At 33.6% G+C, this 24,328-nt stretch carries 24 protein-coding genes and 1 pseudogene; 19 read left to right on the forward strand and 6 right to left on the reverse strand.

The window, feature by feature from the left end; all coding sequences use genetic code 11:
* Positions 1 to 95: 95 nt before the first annotated feature.
* The 3 genes from arcD (at position 96) to AC1RPG_RS01690 (ending at position 3,349) form a co-directional block, all read left to right on the forward strand.
* Positions 96 to 1,520 (forward strand): arginine-ornithine antiporter, encoded by a 1,425-nt coding sequence (gene arcD, locus AC1RPG_RS01680; protein WP_481761112.1) that lies wholly within the window; start codon positions 96 to 98, stop codon positions 1,518 to 1,520.
* 28 nt (positions 1,521 to 1,548) lie between these two features.
* Entirely contained in the window at positions 1,549 to 2,493 is a 945-nt protein-coding gene (gene arcC, locus AC1RPG_RS01685) for a carbamate kinase (protein ID WP_409021884.1), read from the forward strand.
* A 127-nt stretch (positions 2,494 to 2,620) separates the two neighbouring features.
* Positions 2,621 to 3,349 (forward strand): Crp/Fnr family transcriptional regulator, encoded by a 729-nt coding sequence (locus AC1RPG_RS01690; RefSeq protein WP_481761113.1) that lies wholly within the window; start codon positions 2,621 to 2,623, stop codon positions 3,347 to 3,349.
* A gap of 62 nt (positions 3,350 to 3,411) precedes the next feature.
* On the opposite strand, the gene AC1RPG_RS01695 is transcribed toward AC1RPG_RS01690, so the two are convergent.
* On the reverse strand, positions 3,412 to 4,422 hold the full coding sequence (locus AC1RPG_RS01695; RefSeq protein WP_481761114.1) for a YeiH family protein: 1,011 nt from the start codon (positions 4,420 to 4,422) through the stop codon (positions 3,412 to 3,414).
* An 84-nt stretch (positions 4,423 to 4,506) separates the two neighbouring features.
* Between AC1RPG_RS01695 and AC1RPG_RS01700 the strand changes: the two genes are divergently transcribed.
* From AC1RPG_RS01700 to AC1RPG_RS01725, 6 genes and pseudogenes are all read left to right on the forward strand, one after another.
* A complete protein-coding gene (locus AC1RPG_RS01700) occupies positions 4,507 to 5,346 on the forward strand; it encodes a LysR substrate-binding domain-containing protein (RefSeq protein ID WP_481761115.1) in 840 nt (279 codons plus the stop codon).
* Positions 5,347 to 5,451: 105 nt separating this feature from the next.
* Positions 5,452 to 6,414: pseudogene (locus AC1RPG_RS01705) on the forward strand (ring-cleaving dioxygenase).
* A gap of 2 nt (positions 6,415 to 6,416) precedes the next feature.
* Positions 6,417 to 7,049, forward strand: a complete 633-nt coding sequence (locus AC1RPG_RS01710; RefSeq protein WP_481761116.1) for an alpha/beta hydrolase — start codon at positions 6,417 to 6,419, stop codon at positions 7,047 to 7,049.
* A 6-nt stretch (positions 7,050 to 7,055) separates the two neighbouring features.
* Entirely contained in the window at positions 7,056 to 7,673 is a 618-nt protein-coding gene (locus tag AC1RPG_RS01715) for a flavin reductase family protein (RefSeq protein WP_481761117.1), read from the forward strand.
* Positions 7,674 to 7,824: 151 nt separating this feature from the next.
* Positions 7,825 to 8,904: a lactate oxidase gene (locus tag AC1RPG_RS01720; protein ID WP_481761118.1), complete on the forward strand. Its 1,080-nt coding sequence runs from the start codon at positions 7,825 to 7,827 to the stop codon at positions 8,902 to 8,904.
* A gap of 24 nt (positions 8,905 to 8,928) precedes the next feature.
* The gene (locus AC1RPG_RS01725) at positions 8,929 to 9,132 is read left to right on the forward strand and encodes a hypothetical protein (protein WP_481761119.1); all 204 of its coding nucleotides are present in this window, start codon (positions 8,929 to 8,931) and stop codon (positions 9,130 to 9,132) included.
* Positions 9,133 to 9,472: 340 nt separating this feature from the next.
* On the opposite strand, the gene AC1RPG_RS01730 is transcribed toward AC1RPG_RS01725, so the two are convergent.
* Entirely contained in the window at positions 9,473 to 9,949 is a 477-nt protein-coding gene (locus AC1RPG_RS01730; protein ID WP_481761120.1) for a nucleoside 2-deoxyribosyltransferase, read from the reverse strand.
* Between the two features lie 332 nt (positions 9,950 to 10,281).
* Here AC1RPG_RS01730 and AC1RPG_RS01735 point away from each other — a divergent pair, with 332 nt between their 5' ends.
* The 4 genes from AC1RPG_RS01735 to AC1RPG_RS01750 all read left to right on the forward strand — a co-directional run bounded on the left by AC1RPG_RS01735 (position 10,282) and on the right by AC1RPG_RS01750 (position 14,509).
* Positions 10,282 to 11,310 carry a galactose-1-epimerase gene (locus tag AC1RPG_RS01735; RefSeq protein WP_481761121.1) on the forward strand — a complete coding sequence of 343 codons (1,029 nt, stop codon included), beginning with the start codon at positions 10,282 to 10,284 and terminating at the stop codon, positions 11,308 to 11,310.
* A gap of 132 nt (positions 11,311 to 11,442) precedes the next feature.
* Positions 11,443 to 12,072, forward strand: coding sequence for an SDR family oxidoreductase (locus tag AC1RPG_RS01740; RefSeq protein ID WP_481761122.1), 630 nt, complete (start codon positions 11,443 to 11,445; stop codon positions 12,070 to 12,072).
* Positions 12,073 to 12,813: 741 nt separating this feature from the next.
* Positions 12,814 to 13,389 carry a WxL domain-containing protein gene (locus AC1RPG_RS01745; protein ID WP_481761123.1) on the forward strand — a complete coding sequence of 192 codons (576 nt, stop codon included), beginning with the start codon at positions 12,814 to 12,816 and terminating at the stop codon, positions 13,387 to 13,389.
* Positions 13,390 to 13,456: 67 nt separating this feature from the next.
* Positions 13,457 to 14,509: a WxLIP family cell surface protein gene (locus AC1RPG_RS01750; RefSeq protein WP_481761124.1), complete on the forward strand. Its 1,053-nt coding sequence runs from the start codon at positions 13,457 to 13,459 to the stop codon at positions 14,507 to 14,509.
* Between the two features lie 66 nt (positions 14,510 to 14,575).
* Here the strand turns inward: AC1RPG_RS01750 and AC1RPG_RS01755 are convergent, their stop codons facing one another.
* Both AC1RPG_RS01755 and AC1RPG_RS01760 read right to left on the reverse strand, forming a co-directional pair.
* Positions 14,576 to 16,849, reverse strand: a complete 2,274-nt coding sequence (locus tag AC1RPG_RS01755; protein ID WP_481761125.1) for a hypothetical protein — start codon at positions 16,847 to 16,849, stop codon at positions 14,576 to 14,578.
* 126 nt (positions 16,850 to 16,975) lie between these two features.
* On the reverse strand, positions 16,976 to 17,197 hold the full coding sequence (locus tag AC1RPG_RS01760) for a hypothetical protein (protein ID WP_481761126.1): 222 nt from the start codon (positions 17,195 to 17,197) through the stop codon (positions 16,976 to 16,978).
* Positions 17,198 to 17,471: 274 nt separating this feature from the next.
* Here AC1RPG_RS01760 and efp point away from each other — a divergent pair, with 274 nt between their 5' ends.
* Positions 17,472 to 18,035, forward strand: a complete 564-nt coding sequence (gene efp, locus AC1RPG_RS01765; RefSeq protein ID WP_409021902.1) for an elongation factor P — start codon at positions 17,472 to 17,474, stop codon at positions 18,033 to 18,035.
* A gap of 61 nt (positions 18,036 to 18,096) precedes the next feature.
* Entirely contained in the window at positions 18,097 to 18,906 is an 810-nt protein-coding gene (gene yidA, locus AC1RPG_RS01770) for a sugar-phosphatase (protein ID WP_481761127.1), read from the forward strand.
* Between the two features lie 64 nt (positions 18,907 to 18,970).
* On the opposite strand, the gene AC1RPG_RS01775 is transcribed toward yidA, so the two are convergent.
* Complete coding sequence (locus tag AC1RPG_RS01775) at positions 18,971 to 20,485, reverse strand: ABC transporter permease/substrate-binding protein (protein ID WP_481761128.1); 1,515 nt, start codon at positions 20,483 to 20,485, stop codon at positions 18,971 to 18,973.
* Entirely contained in the window at positions 20,473 to 21,444 is a 972-nt protein-coding gene (locus AC1RPG_RS01780) for an ABC transporter ATP-binding protein (RefSeq protein WP_481761129.1), read from the reverse strand. The genes AC1RPG_RS01775 and AC1RPG_RS01780 overlap by 13 nt, the downstream gene beginning before the upstream one ends.
* 251 nt (positions 21,445 to 21,695) lie before the next feature.
* Between AC1RPG_RS01780 and AC1RPG_RS01785 the strand changes: the two genes are divergently transcribed.
* The 4 genes from AC1RPG_RS01785 (at position 21,696) to AC1RPG_RS01800 (ending at position 24,317) form a co-directional block, all read left to right on the forward strand.
* On the forward strand, positions 21,696 to 22,139 hold the full coding sequence (locus AC1RPG_RS01785) for a MerR family transcriptional regulator (RefSeq protein ID WP_481762400.1): 444 nt from the start codon (positions 21,696 to 21,698) through the stop codon (positions 22,137 to 22,139).
* Positions 22,140 to 22,178: 39 nt separating this feature from the next.
* Positions 22,179 to 22,586, forward strand: a complete 408-nt coding sequence (locus tag AC1RPG_RS01790) for a cupin domain-containing protein (RefSeq protein WP_481761131.1) — start codon at positions 22,179 to 22,181, stop codon at positions 22,584 to 22,586.
* A 17-nt stretch (positions 22,587 to 22,603) separates the two neighbouring features.
* Entirely contained in the window at positions 22,604 to 22,924 is a 321-nt protein-coding gene (locus tag AC1RPG_RS01795) for a carboxymuconolactone decarboxylase family protein (RefSeq protein WP_481761132.1), read from the forward strand.
* A 418-nt stretch (positions 22,925 to 23,342) separates the two neighbouring features.
* Positions 23,343 to 24,317: an aldo/keto reductase gene (locus AC1RPG_RS01800; protein ID WP_481761133.1), complete on the forward strand. Its 975-nt coding sequence runs from the start codon at positions 23,343 to 23,345 to the stop codon at positions 24,315 to 24,317.
* Positions 24,318 to 24,328 lie beyond the last annotated feature (11 nt).

Genomic DNA, 24,328 nt, shown 5'->3' on the forward strand with positions numbered 1-24,328 from the left:
CAAAAAAATAGGCTGTCATTAGGGGGACTAATCTGGAGCAAGACTTTAGATTAGGTCCCTTTTTATTTTTAATAAAGAAAGTAGGCAGTTAAATTATGGACGAAAAACATACAGTTAAAAAAATTAGTTTAATGGCGCTAGTCGCGTTAGTTATTAGTTCTTCTATTGGTGGTGGGGTCTTCGGACTAACCTCTGATTTAGCCAATGCATCTTCACCCGGTCCTGCTCTAATTGGTTGGGTAATTGTCGGAATTGGTATTTTGATGTTATCTCTTTCATTGAATAACTTATTAAATAAAGAACCAGATTTAGAAGGTATTTTTACTTATGCAGAAAAAGGATTTGGACCATTCGCTGGATTCATCAGTGGTTGGGGTTACTGGTTATCTGCTTGGTTAGGAAACGTTGCATTCGCTACAATCTTGATGAGTGCGGTTGGTTACTTTTTCCCTATCTTTAAATCAGGACAAAATCTACCTTCAATTTTAATTGCAAGTATCCTTTGCTGGGGATTAACATACTTTGTTAATCGCGGTATTGAAGGTGCAGCAGCAATCAATGCGATTGTTACGGTCTGCAAATTAATTCCAATTTTTGTATTTATTGTTGTTGCTATATTCTTATTCAAGATCGATATTTTTACAGCTAACTTCTGGGGCACAATGAGTCATAACTTCGTTGTTGGCGATGTCGCTTCACAAATTAAAAAATGTATGATGGTTATGATGTGGGTCTTTGTAGGTATCGAAGGGGCATCAATGTTGTCTTCTCGTGCAGAAAAGAAATCTGATGCAGGTAAGGCTACAATCATTGGCTTAATTAGTTTATTAGTCGTTTACGTTTTAGCTTCAATGTTACCATACGGTATTTTGACACAAGCACAATTAGCTTCAATTCATCAACCAGCAATGTTATATATTGCTGTTGAAATGGTTGGACCAGTTGGTGGTTACGTTATCGGTATTGGCTTAATTGTTTCAATTTTGGGTGCATGGTTATCATGGACAATGCTTCCAGCAGAAACAATGTTATTAATGGCCAAAAGTAAATTATTACCCGGTTACTTTGGTAAAGTTAATGATAAAAAAGCACCAACTTTTGCTTTAATCGTAACAGGCGGATTAGTACAATTATTCCTTTTCACGCTTTTATTCACAGATAAGGCTTATAATTTTGCTTATTCACTATGTACAGCTTCAATTATTGTTTGTTATATCTTAGTTGCGATGTATCAAGTTAAATACTCAATTCAACATATTGATGAAAAAGGCAATAAAGCACAATTAGTATATGGTTTAATTGCGCTATTATTCCAAGTTGCCGGGATTATTATGGCCGGTATCAGTTATTTATTACTCTGTTTAATCGCTTACATTCCAGGGATTTACTTCTATGGGAAAGCAAGAGTAGCACAAGGTGAAAAATTCTTATCAAAAGGCGAAATAGGTATAACCCTGGTTATAATTATTGGTGCTTGCATTGGTATTTGGTTAATTGCTTCAGGAAAAATGGTTGTTTAATAAATAAAAAAATGAGGAGTCGATTAATATGTCAAGAAAAATTGTTATTGCTTTAGGTGGAAATGCTATTTTATCAAAGGATGCTAGTGCTGAGGCACAACAAAAAGCATTGCGAGAAACAGCTGAATATCTTGTTAAATTTGTTGAAAAAGGGGATAAATTAATTATCTCTCATGGTAATGGTCCACAAGTTGGGAACTTATTACTTCAACAAGCAGCTGCAGTTTCTGAAAAGAACCCAGCCTTACCATTAGATACTTGTGTTGCAATGACACAAGGAAGTATTGGTTATTGGATGCAAAATGCATTGGATAATGCATTGGTTGAAAAAGGAATCAATAAAGAAGTTGCAACTATTGTGACACAAGTTATCGTTGATCAAAATGATGCTGCATTTAGTAACCCAACTAAACCAGTTGGTCCATTCTATTCAGAAACAGCTGCTAAAGCAGAAATGGCTGCACATGAAGAGATGACATTTGTTGAAGATGCTGGTCGTGGATGGCGTCGTGTTGTTCCTTCACCACGTCCAACTGGGATTAAAGAATACAAAACAATCGATCAATTAACAGAAAATGGTGTTATTTCAATTTCTGTTGGTGGCGGTGGTGTTCCTGTTGTTGAAGAAAACGGTAAATTACATGGCGTAGAAGCTGTTATTGATAAAGATTTCGCTTCAGAAAAATTAGCTGAATTGGTAGATGCTGATTTACTTATTATTTTGACGAGTGTTGATAATGTTTATGTTAACTTCAATAAACCTAATCAAGAAAAATTAGAACAGGTAACTGTTTCTGAATTAAAAGAATATATCAAAGAAGATCAATTCGCTAAAGGTAGTATGTTACCTAAGATTGAAGCTGCGATTGAATTCGTTGAAGCAAGTAAAAAGGGTCGCGCAATTGTGACATCTTTAGAAAACATCAGTCAATTATTAGATAATGATGCTGGGACAGTTATCGTAAAAGGTTAATAAAAAGCGATAGTTAAGCTGAACTAGCTAACAAAGTTGTAAGGTAAATTGTGGCCAAGGAATATCCATGTTAAAATGATAAAGGAGAGAGTTTAGGGAGTTAGTAATTAGTGGAGGGGATCAAACAATGCAAAAAATTAAAGCAGTACCCCAATATATGCAGTATTTAAGAAAATTATCAGATTTTGAAGCACTTACTGATGAAGAAGCCAATTTACTAATGAACAACATGAGTATCAAATCGTTCCAAAAAGGTCAGGTTCTTTTTGACGAAAATGATCAACGTACACGTTTTTATTTTTTAATAGAAGGCGTAATACGGGTTGAACGATTTGATATTGATGGCGACTTTGGATTTTATTCATATATCAAAAATGACTTAGGATTTCCGTATCGAGGCTTACTAAGTGATAAAAATTACCCTTATTTAGCGAGAGCCATGACGGATATACAAATCGTCTATTTCCCAATGGCCTTAGTTGAACGGATATTGAAGCAAAATATTCTGATGGCTACTCGATCAATAAGGGAGATGTCAACAATTCTAAGCGCTACAGAGAATCAAGTGCAAAGAATGGTAACGTCTAGTGCTCATGATCGAATTGTACAAGCTATCAATATTTTAGCAGAACAATTAGGTGCTGATTTCACAGAAAAGCATGTCGTTATTCCTTATCGTGTCACGATTAAAGAGCTAGCGTTAGTTAGCGGGACTACTCGTGAAACAGCCGGACATGTGATTAAGTGCTTGGCTAAAAATAAGGAAATCATTTTTGAACGGCAGCAATTAACATTGTTGGAAGGTTGGTTTGCTGATCAGAGTTTTGACCGGCAAGAACGCATCTTTAAATTATAATCTGAATAAAAAAATGATCATATGACTTTGGCATATTATGGCCAGGTCATATGATTATTTTTTTAAAATAAAATTGTAATTAAACCGATTGCTAATACTACTTGAACAAGCATAATACCACCAGCATAAAGTAATAAACGCTTGCCTTGACTAAATAGTGATTTTAAATTTAACCGAAGGCCAATAGCAGCTAAGGCGATTATTTCACACCATGTACTTAGAAAATGTGCAGTTTCACCAATTCGTGAAGGTAAAAAATGTAAACTATTAAGGACACAAAGTGTTAAAAATCCAATAACATACCAAGGAACTAAAGTTGATTTTTTTGTTGTTACTTGTGACGCTTTTTGGGTAGGTTGATTCTTGCTGTGTAAATAGCTAAAAATAGTAATAACAAATACTAAACAAATAATTCTTAATATTTTGAACAATGTAGCAGTTACGATGACATCCTGATTTAGCATAGTTGCACTTGCAACTACTTGCCCAACAGATTGCACAGTTCCACCAATTAAGACACCTCTGAAAACATTGTTACCACCCCAGAGGAGGGTTCCAATAATAGGTAATGTTAACATTAAAATGGTTCCCATTAGATTAACTAACGTAATTGAAATTCCAGTTTCTTCATTATCAGCATCAATAACTGGGGCAATTGCACCAATGGCTGATGAACCACAGACAGCATTTCCACCGGCCATTAATAAGTAAGTACCTTCACCAAAGGCTAATTTTTTACCTAGCCAAATTGCAAAAATAATTGTGATACTCATTTGAAGAAAAGTAAAAAGTAAGCCATTTAAACCAATTTCTTTAATACTTTGAAATGTGATAGTCGCACCTAACAAAAGAACTGAGTATTCTAATAAACGTTTCTCAGAAAATTTAGTTCCGGCCGTTAGTGTGGGTTGATGTAGAACAGTATTACCTAAAATGATTCCAATGAATAAAGCAATAGTTGCACCACCTAACATGGGCAACCAAAGTTTAGCAATAAAATAGCTGGCAAGCCCAATTAGTAAGGCAACGATAAATCCTGGTAGTAAGTTAGTTATTTTTTTCAATATGATCATCCTCTCTAAACAATACTTTAACTATAGCTGATTTCTTTTAATTAATAAAATAAATCTTTATAATAAGTACTATTAATAAAACGAATGGAAGTGGTTAATATTTTTAAAAATTTAGAAATTTTTAAATCAGTTTATGAAACAAGGAACTTTACTACTAGTGCGCAACTACTATTTTTATCACAACCAACGATTTCAGTTCAAATTAAGCAATTGGAAGAAACATTAGGTGTTATGTTATTTGAAAGAAATGGCCGACAACAAATTGTACCTACCGAGAGTGGAACGCTACTTTACCAGCAAACACAGCAATTACTAGATTTATGGCAGCAAGATTTATTTGCCTTAAAACATCAAAAAACTGATCAGAAAATTGCCTGTAAAATAGCTGCCTCACACACCACTGCAGCATACTTACTACCTGACCTGTTACGCAAAAATAAGGAATCTCTAAAACGATTAGAATTAGAAGTTAGCGTTCTTAATTCATCACAAATTATGGAACAATTAAAGCAACATAAGTTAGATTTTGGATTTATTGAAAAACCGTTGACTGAGAAGAATATTAAACGTTACTCGTTGACGACTGATCAATTAGTTTGGGCTGGTAATGAGGATGAGCCGTGGTTACTTAGAGAACATGGATCAGGTGTTTATCATTATTCAATTAACTACTTAAAAGCAAATAATTTAACGTTAGAGCACTTCATGACGATTAAAAGTAATTCATTAATTATTCAATTGCTCAGACAAGGTATAGGGCAATCAATTGTTTCACAGACTGCACTGACTGATTACCCAGAGATACCAGTCAAAGTACTATCAAAACAGTATCAGCGTGAATTCTACCTTGTTGGAAGAAACGAACTACCAAAGCCAATTCAAGAATTTGTAACTTGTTTAATAAATGAATCTTCTAAAGTATAGATTAAGGTTATCAGACTTAAGTATAAAATAATTAGGTTAAATAAATTGCTTACTTTTAGTAAGTGTGATAATTTAAGTTTATTAAATAAATTGGGGGTATCAATCATGAACACTAAATTATTAGGATTACATCATATTACAGCTATTACTTCAAGTTCACCAAAAATGTTTCATTTTATGACAGAAATATTAGGATTACATTTAATTAAAAAAACAGTAAATCAAGATGATGTTAGAACCTATCATCTATACTTTACGGATGATATGGGATCGGCAGGAACCGATATTACCTTTTTTGATTTTCCGGGTTTATTTCAAGGCACAAAAGGAAAAAATGGTATTTCGAGAATTGGATTTAGAGTTCCTAGCGATGATGCCCTAGATTTTTGGGCAGAACGATTTGACGATTATGATATTAAACATGATGAAATTGAAATGAATTTTGGCAGTAAAACAATGAATTTTTATGATTTTGATCATGAGCAATATCAATTAATTTCTGACGAACGTAATCATGGTGTGGAAGCTGGGACACCTTAATTATATAGTCCGGTTCCCAAGATGTTCGCAATTAATGGGTTAGGAACAACAATTATTACAGTGGATTATCCAGAACGTATGGATATTGTGTTAAGACAATTATTGGGATTTGATAAAATTGCCACAGAAAATCAACGTACATTATATGAATTGAACGATGGTGGACATGGCGCACAAATTATTATCGAAGAAGACCAAGATTTACCGAATGAGATTCAAGCATATGGAACAGTTCATCATATTGCTTTCAGGACAGAAGATGAAGAGTCATTAAACTATTGGATTGAACAAATACAAAGAGTTGGTATTCGTGATTCAGGTTTTGTTGACCGATTCTATTTTAAATCAGAGTATTTCCGTCCTGGTGAAGGTGTATTATTTGAAATTGCAACGGATGGTCCTGGATTCTTGCAAGATGAAACATATGAAGAAGCTGGTATTCACCTAGAGTTACCACCATTTTTAGAAGACCAACGTGCAGATATTGAAGCTCACTTAGTTAATTTCAATTCAGACAAGAAGTTATAGATATGGCAGAAGCAATTACATCTTATAAAGCTGGTAGGGTTGGCAATGCGACAATCTTAATGTTGCATGGAACTGGTGGAACGGAATCAGATTTACTATCAATTGCAGATTTTTTGGCTCCAGATAGTCCTAAAATTGGCATTCGTGGACGGTTAATAGAGAATGGTTTAACACGCTATTTTGCACATTTACCGGATGGTGATTTCGATTTAAATAGTTTATCTGTAGAGACAAATTGGTTAATGACTGTAATTAATGAGTTAGCTGTGAAGTACGCTTTTGATCCAGAAAAATTAATTGTCCTAGGTTATTCTAATGGGGCTAACGTTGCCTTCCATTCATTATTAACGGAACAGGCACTATTTAAAACAGCTGTTTTACTACATCCTATGGTGTTATCGGAAAATATTAAAGCGACTGTCGACTTAAGTGATATTAAAATTTGGGGTTCATATGGATTTTTAGATCCAATTGTTTCAAAATCAAATTTTGATGAACTAAAGAAGTTTTGTCGAGAATTTAATATTGAATTTACCAGTTTTGAGGCTGAACAATCACATCAAATTTCAGAATTAGAATTACGGAATGCTAAACAATGGTTAGATAAGACCAATAGATTAAAAATTGAGGAATAATATAAGATGATTTCATTTAATAGTAACGAATTATCGGCTAAAAATCAGTACAAATTAATGTCTGGTACATTAATTCCGAGACCCATAGCATGGGTTACTACTGTAAATGAGACGGGACTAATTAATTTAGCTCCGTTTAGTTTTTTTAGTGTTGTATCGGATACGTTGCCATTAATGTCGATATCAATTAATCGACGTAGAAATGGTGAAATGAAACACACCGCGGCTAATTTAGTTAGTTCGAAACAGGCTGTGGTCCAATTACCAACACGTGAATTAATGGAATTTGTTAATCAGAGCGCTGCTAGTTTTGGACTAGACGAGAGTGAAGTTTCCGAATTGAAATTAACAACGGTTCCTAGTAATAAGGTATTGGTGCCAGGGATTGATGGTGTTAAAGCGAGGTTTGAAGTTATATTGAACCAGTATGTTCCTATTATGGATGATGGTAAGATTATTACGGATTTATTTATTCTTGAAGTGGTTTGTTTTCACATAGAAGATGATGTTTTGGATAAAGAAAAAATGTATATTAATGCTAAAAAATTAGATCCAGTGGCGAGGCTGGCTGGACCAGAATACGCTAACTTAGGAGAGCAATATAAATTAATTCGACCAAAATAGTTAATATCAAATTAGTAATTCTTTGATTAGCCATTGTTGTATGGATTGAATAATTATATAGCCGTTATTGACATATAGTAAGTGTTATTGATGACAGTATTTATTATTAAGGGCTACACTACAAGTATAAATAGTATAGGGGGATACAATTATGGGATATCAAGCAAGTCAAGAAGAACATTCGATTGAAATCACCAATGTTCAATCATTAGAAAAATTAGTGGAAGCACGTATGGAAAAGGGTGCATTTGGGTATATTGCTGGTGGAGCTGAGGATGAATGGACGTTACGCGAAAATACAAGTGCATTTAATCATAAGCAAATTTCACCTCGAGTTTTACAAAATATCGAAAATCCGGATTTATCAACAACATTTATGGGTATTGATTTACAAATGCCAATGATAGCAGCTCCAGTTGCGGCACAGGGGCTAGCCCATGAACAAGGTGAAATTGATACTGCTAAGGGGATGGCCGCAGTTGGTTCAATTATGTCGCTTAGTACGTATTCAAATAAAACGATTTCAGAAACATATAATGGAGGAACTGGTGGACCTCAATTTTTCCAATTGTATATGAGTAAAGATGATAAATTTAATCATTTTTTATTAGATCAAGCCAAAGAAGTGGGGATGAAGGCTATCATATTAACAGCTGATTCAACACTAGGTGGTAATCGTGAAGCTGATAGTATTAATAAATTTATCTTCCCTCAACCAATGGCTAATTTAGCTGAATATGGTGAAGGTGAAGGACAAGGAATCGCAGCTATTTATGCTAATGCTAAACAAACATTGAGTTTAGCAGATATTAAGAGTATTTCTGATTATACTGACTTACCCGTTTTCGTTAAAGGTATTCAATCACCATTGGATGTTGATGCTATTATTGAAGCTGGAGCTAAAGGTATTTGGGTTTCAAATCATGGCGGTCGGCAACTAGATGGCGGACCTGCATCGTTTGATGTTCTTGAGTTAATTGCTAAGAAGGTCAATAAACGAGTGCCAATTGTCTTTGATAGTGGCGTTCGTCGTGGTTCACATATATTTAAAGCGCTTGCTAGTGGGGCGGATGTCGTTGCCATTGGCCGTCCAATGGTTTATGGGCTTCATTTGGGTGGTGCGAAAGGCGTTCAATCAGTCTTTGAACATTTAGCTAAGGAATTAACAATTGATATGCAATTAGCTGGAACAAAAACGGTTGATGATATAAAAAAAACGGAACTTATTTAAAGAAAACAATAAGGGGATACAATTATGCTAGTTATTAATTACATTCATGGAGAAGAATTACAAGCAACTTACAAAACAGCTGCTGCTTTTGTTGCGATGATGGAATTAGAAGTACCCGAATTTGAAGATTATTATGAAATTACTAAAGTGACAGAAGCTGGTAAAGAAATCGAATTATCGGATAAAACAATGGGCGGTTTATTTAACTTATTATTAGCACGAGGATAATTTTTATTGATGAAAACGGTTCATTGTTAACTATTGTTAAATAGTAACAATGATGTTAGGCATTTAAATAGTATTTAAGATACTAAAGTATGACCCAATTATATTTCTATTGGGTCATACTTTTTAATTTATAAGAAATACGTTTGTTATTGAACTAGCAAACATAATAAGTCGTTAGTTAATAAGTTCTTTCATATTATTAACTGTTTGGTGCTTCAATTTGTGAGAGAAAAAAATACAGTACTAGAAATATAAAAATAATATCTGTTACTGTATTTAAATCCGATTTAAAAGATTTATAGCATAGAGTATTTTTGTTTCACGTGAAACATTGGATCAATTAAAAAATTGATAAATCAACATACTTATTTTGTAAAACCTTAAAATCGTAGGTTGCTAAATTTTGGATATCTTCTAAACCATCAAACATTGCTGTATAACTTCCAGCAAGCATTAGATTTAAGGGAATACCTTTATTTTGGCGAACTAAAATAACAGGTTTGCGATTGGCATGAGCATAACCACATTCCCAAACAGTACCTGAGTCAGCTTCATCATTGTTTTCTTCCAATTGATAATCAAGAACTGCAACAACGATATCTGCTTGATCAATTTGGCGAATATCATTTTGGAAGGTAGCTGTTTGCCATTCAAATGTGCCGAAGTCCGCATCTGGATATTGAACGTTTCCTGGAAGATGAATTGCATCTGCGTTAATTGTTGGATTTTTACTTAGGAGATCGGCTACCAAATCTAATCGTTCTTTTTGTTCTGGAGTGAAAAAGGGTCCTGCAAGATAAACGCGTTTTTTTGTCATTGTAAACTCCTTTTATATTAATAATGTAAGTATACTAATAATTAAAAAATAAATCAATTAATAATTCGGCTATTAATCTTTTAATGATAAATAAACATAATATTCCATAAACATGATAACAAAAAACGAACTATACATTTGTATTTATTATAGTTATTCGCTTATAATGACGTTACATTTTAGAGAAATAACAGAAATAAAGGTTGGTTATGTCATTTTCAGTAAAATAAAGGTAATTATTCAATAAAAAAGTAAACGCTTTCTTGAATATCTAATTAAAATGGACTAGTATTAATAAGAATGGACAAATACAGTAAGCGGAGGAGATAAATATGCAAGTTAAAACAAAGGATTTTGGAAATGACTATGATTTAATAACGATTATAAATGATAATGGGTTTGAATTATCACTCACAGATTTAGGGGCTAGAATTGTTAGCCTCAAGGTACCCACAAGTACTGGAAAACGAGAAATTGTTCTTGGATTTGATTCAGCAAATGAATACTTAGAAAAAGATAGTTTTATTGGCGCTTCAATTGGTCGTGTTGCTGGACGTATTAAAGATGGTAAATTCAACATTAATGATCAAAGCTACCAAGTGCAAATTAACGAAGGTACAAATACATTGCATGGTGGTACGCCAGGATTTGATACTAAAAAGTGGACGTATAAAATAAGTGAAAACGAAAATGAAATAGCTGTTATTTTTCATTTAGATAGCCCAGAAGGCGAACATGGTTTCCCTGGAAACATGGCAATTGATGTAAAATATCTATTAAATAATGATAACATTTGGCATCTTGAAACGACTGCTAAAACGGATAAAGATACACTATATAATCCAACAAATCATGTTTACTTTAATGTTATGGGTGACGTCACAGAAACAATAGATGACAATTTATTACAAGTAGATAGCGATAAGTTTGCACCATTAGAACCCGATTCAATTCCAACAGGTAAAAAGATGTCTGTTGATGGAACGCCTTACGATTTCCGTCAAGCTAAGACATTACATGACGTTTTCACAAGTGATTTTGCTCAAAAAAATCAAGTTAATGGTATCGATCATCCCTTTTTCTTGAATAATCCTGCAGTTGGTAAAGAATCAGCAAAATTAGTTAGTCCAGATAAAGAAGTTTCTGTCTCAGTTTCAACTGATGCAACAAGTTTAGTTATCTTCACGGCTAACTTTGGTGAAGTAACGCCAATTATGCATGGTAAAAAATTAGCTAATCATGCAGCAATTACATTTGAAACACAATCAGCACCTGGATCTGAACAATTCCCTGAATTTGGTGATATTGTTTTACGTGTAGGCGATACGTACAAAACAGTTACAGAATTTAAATTAAATTAATTAGTAATCAACTGAGACAGTCATGGTAAAAATAGTGACTGTCTTTTTGTCGTTAACTTACGAGTGTAAGTCATACCATTTTAGTCGAGAAAGATGTAGACTTTAGTCAGGATAAAACGAAGGAGTGTATAAATGATGACAGAAATAAAAAGAGTATTAGTTGTTGGATCGAATGGTCGAATTGGCCAAAAAGTAACAAGTAAATTAGCTGATAAAGGTTACCAAGTCTTGGCGGGTTCAAGACATACAGATAATTTAGATAAAGGTAATATTACTTATGTCTATGTTGATTTGTTAGAAGGTATAGATAAATTAGTCAAGAATATGCAGGCTGTTGATGCCATATTATTTGTTGCTGGTTCTGGCGGCAAAGACTTAATGAAGATTGATCTAGATGGGGCAGTTAAAACGATGGAAGCAGCTGAAATAGCTCATGTTAAGCGTTTTGTAATGTTGAGTTCCGTTTACTCTTTGGATAGAGAAAAAATTGAAGTTTCATCATTAAGAGATTATATGACTGCTAAGTTTTATGCTGATAATTGGCTAATGAAGAATACGCAATTAGAATATACAATTCTTCAGCCAGGCACCTTAGTAGATGAGCCAGGTACTGGTAAAGTAACATTAAATGATGGTCAAGCGGGCTCTAACTCACTTGAAAACGTGGCAGACGTCTTAGTTTCAGTTATCGCACATGATAATACAATCGGAAAAGTAATTACGATGCATGATGGGGATACAGATATCAAAGATGTCCTGTAAATAATTAGAAATTTCGACACAAAAAAAGAGGTTTACTCAGTTAGTTACTTAACGGAGTAAACCTTTTTTATTTAGAATTATTTAGTTGACTCATTTACGATACCGCTATCTTTAGTTGGTGAAATAGCCCAGAGTGAATCGTAATTATATTTCCCTGTCGTATCAAAAATTGAAGTTGTAAAATCTAAAGTTAGTTTTGCATAATAATAAGATTTGTTAATTACAGAACTTGTTGTACCATCACTAAGACTTGATGAGGGTAAATCGAAAATCGTCTTATTAGAAGAGCTGAAATCAATTTCATTAGAAGTTGTTGGCTTTTCTTAAAAAGTAAGCGTACCGCCATTTGAGCTTGTTTGAACTAGGATAATCGAATCTTTTTAATAAGCGGACTTAAAGTATAATTGATAGTAACACTTAAATTCTAGTTAACTTAAAAAAAGGTTATTAATGACTAAAGGCTCTACCTTTAATGGTTATAAAGTGGGGGTAGGTAGGAATCATTCTATTTAAAAATTGATTGTACACTTTCAGTAAATGGTTTGAAAAAATTAAACCTAAAAAAATACTTGTAAATAACATGTAAACGCTATATTAATTGGCGTATATGGACTTAATCATAGAGTTTCTTCTGATAATATTACAGTTGAATCTTATGTAAATTATATGGTACTATTAGGTAAAGGTCAACGTCCCCTTTTCAAGCATTGGCTTAATCAATAAATGGGAGGAATTTATATTATGAAAAAGAATTTATTTTTAATTGCAGCATTAGTACTTGGTTCAACAGCAGTTGTTGGCTCAAGTGTTTCAGCGGATTCAACAGATGGTAAAGGTACAGCTAGTTTAAACATTGAAGCAGGTACTTTTACTCAAACGGGTGCACCATCGTTCAGTTTCACAACAAAACTAAATGAAGCATTAGTTACGACTGGTACAGATATTACATCAACTGGCGCAAAAGATGCTTCTCAAGCTTTAGATGTAGCCGATTACGTAGGTACAGATAGTGGTTGGAATGTTACTGCACAATTAGGTGTGATGGCTGATGCTGAAGTTAAGGTTAGCTCATTAGATCTTGCATCTGCTACAGTTAAAACAGACTCAGATGCTACAGCATCTGCTGCTACTTTAACACCAGCTGGTGCTGCAGCTCCTGTCGCGACAGCTACAACAGGCGCTGGTGCTACAACATTGTCATATGCTGACAATAGTGCAACATTAAAACTTGGTAAAAATACTAAAATTGCAACAACTTCAGCTGATTTAACATGGACTGCAACTCAAGGAAATGCTAGTGCAGCAGCTTTTAACTAAGCTAATTAAAACGTAACAGAAAAAAGACCGCCTAAGGCAGTCTTTTTTTTTAAGGAGAATCGAAATAATGAAATTAAGAAAAATAGTTTTAAGCTTTTTAGCTATCGCGATAGTCACACTTATTACTGTATCGACCAATGTCTATGCAAAGTCTAATAGTGCCGGGTTTACGGTAGCCAAAGTAACGCCTGCTAATCAATATCGAGAGGCAGCACAATTTGATATTAAAATGAACCCTAACTCAACACAGACATTGGCATTGAAAATTAAGAACTTAGAAAACGATACTAAAACGATTGTTGTGAGCCCTAATAGTTCATATACAAATACGAATGGACTAATTGTCTATGATAAGACAAATGTAAAAAAGCCAGCGACTGCTAAGTATCAATTTTCAGAACTTGTCTCAAAAAAACAAGATGTTGTGGTTGGACCTAAAAAAACAGCAACAGTTACGTTTACAGTGAAAACACCCGCTACGTCATTTTCCGGTATTATTTTAGGTGGCTTTAACGTACAAGAAAAAGTTATTAAGGAAAAGAATAAAGGAAAAGGTATTTCAATTACTAATCGATTTGCGTACGTTGTTCAAGCAGTCATTAGAGAATCTGAAACGGTCGATAATCCTAATCCCAAAATGACAATTGGCGATTCTAAAGTGGTATTGAACGCATTTAATAAAGTTTCACTACAAACAAATATGCAAAATGATGTACCCATTGTGATTGGACCAACAACAATTAAAGCAACTATTACAGAAGATAGTAGTAGTACTGTTTTATATGACAAAACAATTAAGGACGTTGATTTTGCACCCAACGCTAAATTTAGCTATGCATTAGACTTAACTAAAGCCAAGTTAATCGCTGGTAAATATGATGTCCATTATACCGTTACCGGAAATAATAAATCTTGGAAAGCAACGAATTCATTTACAATTACTAAAGCCAATATTAAACAGATTAAATCAGATAATAAGGCAGCAGAGCCTCATATATCTTGGTTATTGTGGTTAATTATTGGTATTATTGCTTTATTAATTTTATTAGTTTTATTCTTACTTTTTATTATTTTAAAAAGAAGAAAAAAAGATAAGGAAGAATCACTAGAAAATAAGTAATCAAAATGAATGGTAATCAAAAAGACGTCTAATTTTTATTAGGCGTCTTTTTGTCGATTAGATTTCTTATTCTTTTGATGAATCTACAACGATACTTGGTGATGATAATGACCAAGTTGCGTTATCTTGAAATTTACCAGGATGAGTAATTTTTTTAGTTTTTAGACTTAATGATAATTGTGCAGAATAGTAGTTTTTACTAATAACTGATGTTGTATCAGAATCAAAAATAGTTGAGTTTAAACTTAAAAGAGTATCTTTAGATGTAATTGTTTTAATATCTGAGGCATTCCCATAAGTGATTGTGGAATTACCAAGCATACTCGTTTGCAATTTTTCAAACCAACCAAGTTGATCGGGAATAAAGAAAGGATCACTTAGATTATCTTTATCACTTGTGCTAACAACTAAATTCCAGTTAAGTCCAAAAGGATTATCGACAGTTAACAAACCAGTTGCAGTTACTGTAGGTGTTTTTTCAGAAGTTCCTGCTGTAAAATTACCAAAATCAAATACTTTTGGATAGGATACTAAAAGATCTCCTGCAACGTGTAAATTATATGAAATAGGCGTGTAATCCGGATTTAATTTTGCGAGATTTGCAGCAGAAATTGTATCATTCGTTTTACCGCTTAAGATATCATTAATTGTGTGATTACTATAACTGGAATAGGTACCCGAATCGTGAGTTGATGTGACTAAATATGAAATTCTATTCTTATGGAAAAGATGATAACCAATCAATTCATTGTCATCAATTAATTTAGAATATGTAGTCCCATCAGTATAAGCAGATTCGTCATATTTATATTTACTATGGTCCGTACTGTATTGTTTTGCAAGATCGTCCGCATCTTTTGCAGTGATTTCTAGTTTAGAATTTGTAAGTTCAGTTGTTCCATTTTCTGAATATTTTTCCCAAGGACCATTATTGAAACTGTACCATAAGTAATATTTTTCAGTTTTATCGGTTGTTGATTTCGTATCTATATTGACTGTAGTATCAAGTGATTTTTTAGTTGTTTGAACGGTATTTTCAGGTAATTCATCAGTGATATTGTTTAATGAATAGTGAAAATCGTAAGGGTCTATTTGTGGAATATAATGAGTCGTACCAGATCCAGTATCTGTAGAAGTATAACCCGGTAACGAAATAGACTTAATAGTAGGATGAGATGAGTTACTTGAATCAGGATCTTTTAAAAATTCTTGTATAGCGTCATCTCCAAAATCATCAGACGCATCAAAAATACTTTGATAGGCAAGGTCACTAGGAACGTTTAAATTACCAATAATATTTTGTCCAGTAACAATACTCCCATATAAGAGACCATCGCTACTTGAATCAACGTCGACATCAGCACTAGGTGCTAATACTGAACCATATAAAGGACTCTTCCAACTTCCGACAAAAATCTTACCATTTTCAGTATTAAAATTATTACTAATATGTGAAGACGTATTGTAGACAGATTTCACTTTTTTAGAGTTTTTATCAGTTGTATCGATTGCAACGGGTTCATCGGATAGAAGATTTTTAGCGGTGGTATCTGAACCATTACTATTTTGTCCGGAAAATAGCGTTCCATCACTATTACCAGCTAACTTGTAATCTATCGAAGATCCGTCAGATTTAGGTGGATACGCATTGAAAGTCATCCAGCTACCTTGATTGAAATTAAAACTGATACCAGCATCATTATTAGAAAAATGCTTATAATTTAACATGAAAAATGGCATTTTCATTGTGTTAATATCAAAATTGACTAAATTAATTTTGATACCAATAGCATCTTCAAATGAAGGAATAGAGCCATCAATATCTGCAAAGACAACGCCTTGATCTGTTGAAGCAGTATTCATATCAACGGTTAATTGAATAACCGTTTTACCAGGTGCATATTTTTCAGCATCAATTGATTTATCTGTATTTAAATCAACACGTTTGATAGCATTATTAGATTTAGTAGTAGAACCTGTTGCTTTAGAGTTTGAGAAATTTGTTGAAGTGAAACTAGCGTAATAATCACTGACATCAGTAATATTTTGAGTAGCATCAGCAAATGATGAAATATCATTGCTTGACATAACAGGAAAATCAGAAAGTTTATCAATAGTATCTTTTTTTGCATTAAATTGCTTGATAGCATCAGCGTAACCGGCATTACTTGAAGGTATGGACCAACCAGCAATGGCTTTTGCGATTTCATCATCAGGGGGAGAATTCTGTAGATAGTATGATAAATCTTTGACTTTATCATTAGATTTTGAAAAAACAAAGCTATTTTTATTACCATACCACTGAATCATATCAGCCCCGGTAATATTTTCTGAAATCATTGTAGGATTAACCTTTGCATAATCAGCATCAGTTAAATTAGCAGTTGAATCATGAGCATAATTTTGTAAGTATTTTATAGAAGAACCTCCGGCGGTACCTGAGGAAGTAAATGTTTTGGCAAAAAATTAACCTTGTAGGGAGTCAATATCATTAGAATTAAACGTGATTGTACCACCAGCGAAACCAGTGACATTCGTGGCAGCCCCCATTGGATAACCTACAGGAGGCGTGTATGATGTAGCAGCTTGTGTAGTATAAATTGGTAACGTTAAAAAGAACAAGCTGAAACAAAGGATGATAATCGATTGATAGGTAGTAGATGAGTTAATATATTTGTTTTTTAGCAAAATAAGACTTCCTTTCAAAATAATTAAAAAATTAACTATTTGATTATATATATATTATAGCCTTGCTAGTATAGGATGTGTAGAGATATTGTCGAAGTATTTGGACAAATATAGCTTATAATTTGGATATACGATTAATAATAAAGAAAATGCGCTATTTTTGACTTTTTATTTAATAAAATCCAGTGATGTTTGTAAGTGTCACTATAGATTAAGCCTTTTCAATTTGGTATACTCAATGAGAAACGTTTTATAAAAAGGGAGATAATAAATTATGATTGAAGCAATTAACTTAAAAGCCGGAATGACTTTTGAACAAGGCGGTAAATTAATTAAAGTTTTAGAAGCAAGTCATCATAAACCGGGTAAAGGTAACACAGTTATGCGTATGAAATTACGTGACGTTCGTACTGGATCAACTGTTGAAACAACAATGCGTCCAGAAGTTAAGGTTGAACAAGCTAATATTGAAACAAAACCAGTTCAATTCTTGTACAACCAGGATACAATGGCTATTTTTATGGATTTGGAAACATATGAACAATATGAAATTCCAAGAGAAATTATCGAACATGAAGCAAAATTCTTATTGGAAAATATGGAAGTTAAAATCCAATTTTACGGTACAGAAGTTATTGGCTTAACATTACCAACTGTTGTAACATTACGTGTTACTGAAACACAGCCTTCAATCAAAGGCGCTACAGCAACTGGTTCAGGTAAACCAGCAACAATGGAAACAGGACTTGTTGTTAATGTTCCTGATTTCATCGCAGCAGATGATGTTCTTGAAATTAATACACAAGAAGGTACATACCTTAAACGTGCACCTAAATAAGATTGAAAAGGTAGTCTCTTGAGACTGCCTTTTTTTAATCATTTAAAATGAGGAGATTACTATGGGAATTAAACTAGTTGCAATAGATATTGATGATACGTTACTAAATCCAGAGGGTAGATTAGCAAAAGAAACAATTGATGCCGTCAAAAAAGTGACACAAAAGGGAATTAAGGTTGTCCTTTGTACGGGACGACCTTTAGCTGGTGTGGTTGGATTTCTTGAACAATTAGGGATTAGTGGGGATGACCAATATGTCATTACCTACAACGGTGCAATTATTGAAACAGTAAGTGGAAAACGTCTAGCGCAACATACGTTAACCTTTGATGAGTATATAGCTGCAGATAAATTAAGTTATGAATTAAATGTTCATTATAATATTTTAGATGATGAGAGCCGAATTTATACATCTAATAAAGATGTTGGTCGTGTGACCGTTATTCAAGCAGCTGAAAATAATGAAGGATTATTTGTACGAAATCCAGAGGAAATGTCACGGGACTTAACCGTTTCTAAAATTATGTTTGTGGATGAACCTGAAGTTTTAGACGCACAGATGATTAATATTCAAAAAATATTTGATGATAGTTATTATGTTGTACGTAGTTTGCCAGAATTTTTAGAAGTTTTGAATAAAAAAGCTAATAAAGGAAATGCATTAACAGATTTAATTGCAGAACTGGGATTAAAAGAAGAAGAAGTTATGGCAATGGGAGATCAACATAATGATTTAACGATGTTTGCCGTAGCCGGAACGACTGTTGCGATGGGAAATGCCATTCCTGAATTAAAAGAAGCAGCAACTTATGTAACAGAATCGAACGTTAATCATGGTGTTGCGGTTGCATTAGAACGTTATGTAGGTTAAATAACGATAAAATATAAAAAAGTTTGGAGTCCGCATGAGGTTAGCGAGATTCCAAACTTTTTATTTAGTCTAAAAGATGTTGCTTTGTTAAGTAGTCGTGTGCGACGGTACTTGCTGGGACATTTTTAACATCAACTAGATAATTCATTTTTTGCATATCTGTATCAGAAATTTTTCCGGTTAATTTATTTAAACTTTTTTTGATGGATGGATATTTTTGTGAGATGCCCTTTGCAACAAGTGGGGCGCCTTGATAAGGTGGGAATAAAGACTTGTCATCTTTTAATGTGACCAAATTATATTTGACGAGCTGACTATCAGTTGAATAGGCATCAACTAAATTTACATTACCATTCACAATGGCTTGATAGCGAAGTGCTGGTTCAAAAGATTTAGTGTTAAATGACAAATGATACTTGCTTTGTAACCCTTTGTAACCATCATCACGGTTTAGAAACTCAAGCGTAAAGCCTGCCTTTATTTTTGAAGATACTCGTGATAAATCAGAAATTTTTGATAGATGGTATTTAGTTGCAAAGTCTTTAGTGACAGCGACAGCATAGGTGTTTTGATAAGCCATCGGATTTAAATAATCTAAATCTGATTTAACTTTAATTTCGGTTTTTGCTTGCTGGTAGGCTTTATTTTCATTTGTACTTTTGAGTGGTGATTTTACTAACTCTTCAAGTACCGTACCTGAAAATTCTGGGTAAATATCGATTGAATTAGATTTTAATGCAGAGTATAGAAAACTCGTTTTACCAAAATTTGGTTTTAAAGTAACCTTGATATTGGCGTCGTCTTCTTGAATTAAATCTTTATACATATTAATTAGAATTTCAGGTTCTGCCCCCATTTTACCAGCAATGACTAATTCTTTTTTCTGATGTGTGAAAGTATTGATTGTGGCACCAACAGCAAATAGGAATCCTAAAGTAATTAATATAATGGTAATTGTTTTTATCTTTAAATTCTGCAATTGCCGGATTAAAACACTGAAAACAATAGCTAGAATAATAGAACTCAACGCGCCAATAATAATCAAGCTCATATCATTTCTATCAATTCCCAGCAAAATAAATGTTCCTAACCCGCCAGCACCAATTAAAGCAGCTAGTGTTGCGGTTCCAATAATTAGAACAAGCGCAATACGAATGCCTGAAATAATTAGTGGCATAGCTAAGGGTAATTCAAATCGAATAAGTTTTTGCGCACGTGTCATACCAAATGCAGTTGCGGCTTCTTCTAATGATGGATCAATACCAGTTAAACCTGCATATGTGTTCTGAAAAATGGGCAGTAAAGCATAAACAACTAATGCGATAATTGAAGGTAGTGTTCCAATTCCGACTAGTGGAATTAATAGCCCTAGCAGCGCGAGTGAAGGAATTGTCTGTAAAACACTGGTAATTTGCAACATAATTTCTGCTGCTCTTTTATGCTGTGCTAACCAAATTGCTAAAAAGACGGCAATGATGGTTGCAATCAGCAATGAAATTAATGATATCTGTAGATGTTGAAGAATAGCGGTCCATAAATCAGCACGGTGCATTTTAAAAGTTGTTATTAAATTTGCCATTGGTCATCCACCTCGCTATCAGACATGCTTGCACCATAACGAATTAAGCATTGGGCATCAACTGCACCAATGAGATTCTGGTCGTTATCTTTAACATTTATAATTGTATATTTAGAAAGTAGAGATATGAGTTCTTTAAATGTTGTTTGAGTTGAGGTGACGTGATTATTAGCGAGTTCATCAATTGGAAGACTAAATGATTTTTGAATCATTTCAGCTAAATTAAATTGCGTGTTGGATACGTCTAACCCAAAAAACTCTGAAATAAAATCATTTTTTGGTGCATTTCTAATTTCGTCAGGGGTACCAACTTGAATGAGATTGCCATCATGCATAACACCAACACGAGTTCCGAGGCGAAGAGCTTCAGACATATCATGCGTAATGAAAATAATGGTATTGTGTAGTTCCTCATGTAAATCGATGACGATATCTTGTAATGTTTTTTTTGAGATAGGATCCAGCGCACTAAATGGTTCGTCCATTAAAATTAATTTTGGTTTAGTTGCAATTGCTCGTAAAATACCAATTCGTTGTTGCTCGCCACCGGATAAATCGCTAGGCATTCTCTTACGATATGCTTCAGGCGGTAAACCAACACGTGTTAATAAGGCATCGACACGTTCTCTTTGTTTGTTTTTAGGCCATTTTTGTAATTCTGGTAATAAGCTGATATTTTCAGCAACTGTCATATTAGGAAATAAAGCAATCTGCTGTAAGACATAGCCAATCTGTGAACGTAAAGTATGTAACGGAATCTGATCAATATTTTGATTTTCAAAGTTAATAGTACCCGAGGTGGGCTCAATTAATCGATTAATCATTTTTAAAGTTGTCGTTTTACCACTACCACTAGGGCCAACAAGAACAAAAAGTTCCCCTGTATCAATATGTAAGTTTAAGTCGTTTAATACGGTAACTGTTTTGAATGTTTTGTTTATGTGTTTGAAATCTAACAAAAGCTAACCCTCATTTCTTCTTATTTTATATGTAATATATCTGGAAATGGTAACTATTTCGATGTAACTCTACATGAATGAAAATTATTAAGCAAAGATTTTGTTTTAAAATGTTGGAATTAAATTTTAGTGTAGGAACGGTCTGAATTGATGGATGGAGTAAGCCTTAATATTAAAAATAATATGTAGAAAAGCTTGACTTAGAGTCAACTCTAAGTGTTTTAATAGAAACTATTGAAGGAGGCGATTGAATGACTAATGAGCAACAATATAAAATTGGTGAGTTTGCTAAATTAGTTGGGTTATCAAGTTTTACATTGCGTTACTATGAAAAAGAAGGCTTAATTAAGCCTCACCGTAATTCGGCAGGCTTACGTTATTACACGGAACATGATATTAAATGGGTAGGATTTTTGCTTCATCTTAAAGGGACAGGGATGCGGATTAATGAAATAACTAAATACGTTGAACTACGAGCACAAGGTGATGCAACCATTAAAGAACGACGCGAGATGCTCAGCAAGGTAAAAGAAAATGCACTGTCTGAAATGGTAGAATTACAGCATAATATTGAAATTATTTCTCATAAAATTGATTGGTATGACAGAAAAGTTTCACACAGAACAAATGGAAACGAAGTGTCAGAAGATATTAGTTTTGAAAAGTATCTAGAACAATTCGCGATATACGATTAACGCTAGGTTAACCGTATAAAATAAAGTGAGGTAATTATAATGAATGAGGAACAAATTAAAAACGGTCTTTTTCCAATAGGTGAAAAAAATGAAGCATATAAAGATTTCTTTGTTGGTCAAAGTTATTTAGACATGTTAGTGGCGGATCCAGATATAAACGTTGGTGTTGGAAATGTTAGTTTTGAACCTGGAACACGTAATAATTGGCACATCCATCACGACGGTTACCAACTATTATTGGTCACTGCCGGTGAAGGTTGGTACCAAGAAGAAGGTCAACAAGCACGACGTTTAAAAGCTGGTGATGTTGTTGTCACAAAAGACGGGATTAAACATTGGCACGGTGCTACAAAAGATAGTTGGTTCTCACATGTTGCTATTACAGCAGGGACACCTGAATGGTTAGAAGCTGTTGATGACGAAACGTACGGTAAATTAAAAGATTAATAGGAGGATATTATATTATGGTAAAGAAACAAACAGCAGGTCGCGATAACTTAGGCGAATTTGCACCTAAATTTGCAGAATTAAATGATGATGTTTTATTTGGTGAAGTTTGGTCACGTGAAAGTGAATTACCAGCACATCAACGCAGTATTATAACAATTTCAGCTTTGATTTCAGGTGGTAACTTTGAACAATTGCCAGCACATATGGCAATTGGCAAAACAAATGGAATTACGAAGGAAGAAATTGCTGAAATTATCACACATTTATCTTTCTACGTTGGTTGGCCTAAAGCTTGGTCTGCATTTAATATTGCAAAAGATGTTTTTGAAGACTAATTATTTAAAAGTGGGACATGAATTAAATAAATACTGGCTCCGTACTTTGTCAAAAGTATCGAGTCAGTATTTTTGCTTACCTAATTATTTCTTGAGGTCTTGTCTGATTAAAAGTGAAATTATAACAATCGTAATCGCGGCAATAATAAATTCTACATTCAAAAAGTGTTTATTTATGAAAAATGCAACAATGACTCTAACTATGGTTGCAATAGCTAACGTTAAGATGAATGTTTTAATATAATGGACATTTATATAATCGTTTATTTTTTTAAACATGGACTCAACTCCTTCAGTTACCTAATAATAGTGGCACAAATTAATAAGATAAGCGAATTTTAAGTAACATTAAATGATTGTCCAGCAGACGTGAAAGCGCTATAATATAATTTGTAATTAGTTTAGGAGGAGATAGTTAATGTATCAAGCAAATGAAAAACGTTATGATAAAATGATTTATAATCGCCTCGGTAATAGTGGATTAAAAGTTTCTGCTATTGCCTTAGGCTTATGGAAGAACTTTGGGGATGAGACACCTTTAGCAACGCAAAAAGATATTATTGAAACAGCATTTGATAATGGAATTACTTATTTTGATTTGGCAAATAATTACGGTGATGGTGCTGCCGAGAAGAATTTTGGGCGCATTTTACGTGAAGATTTAAGTGCCTACCGGGATGAAATGGTTATTTCGACGAAGGCAGGTTACTATATGTGGCCAGGTCCTTATGGCGAATGGGGTTCAAAGAAAAACTTGTTTGCCAGTATGGATCAATCATTACAACGTATGCAGCTAGATTATGTTGATATTTTCTATCACCATCGTCCAGATCCAGATACACCGTTGGAAGAAACAGCTGAAGCTTTGGATTTACTCGTTCGCCAAGGTAAAGCCTTATATATTGGAATTTCAAATTATCGGGCACCAGAAGCTGAAAAGATGATTCAATTACTAAAAGCTAAAAATACACCTATCGTTGTCCACCAACCTAGATATAATTTATTAGATCGTTGGATAGAAGATGGATTAAAAGATGTTTTAAAACAAGAGCAGATAGGAACAGTTGCTTTTAGTCCTTTAGCACAAGGGTTATTGACTGATCGTTACTTGAATGGTATTCCAGACGATTCTAGAGTGAAACGATTTGATACCTTGTCTACTGAGAGAGTTGAATCAACACTTAAAAAGGTTCGTGAATTAAATGAAATTGCAAAAAATCGCAACCAGACATTGGCTGAAATGGCGCTATCTTGGGATTTGAAAGATAATTCTGTTTCGTCGGTTATTATTGGTGCTAGTCGTGTGAGTCAATTAAAGGATAATTTAAAGGCATTAGAGCATTTGGATTTTGCACCAGAAGAATTAGCAAAAATTGATAAAATTGTGAAATAAGAAGAGGTATA

The organism is Dellaglioa sp. CoH-57-MRSF-18, assembly GCF_056781995.1.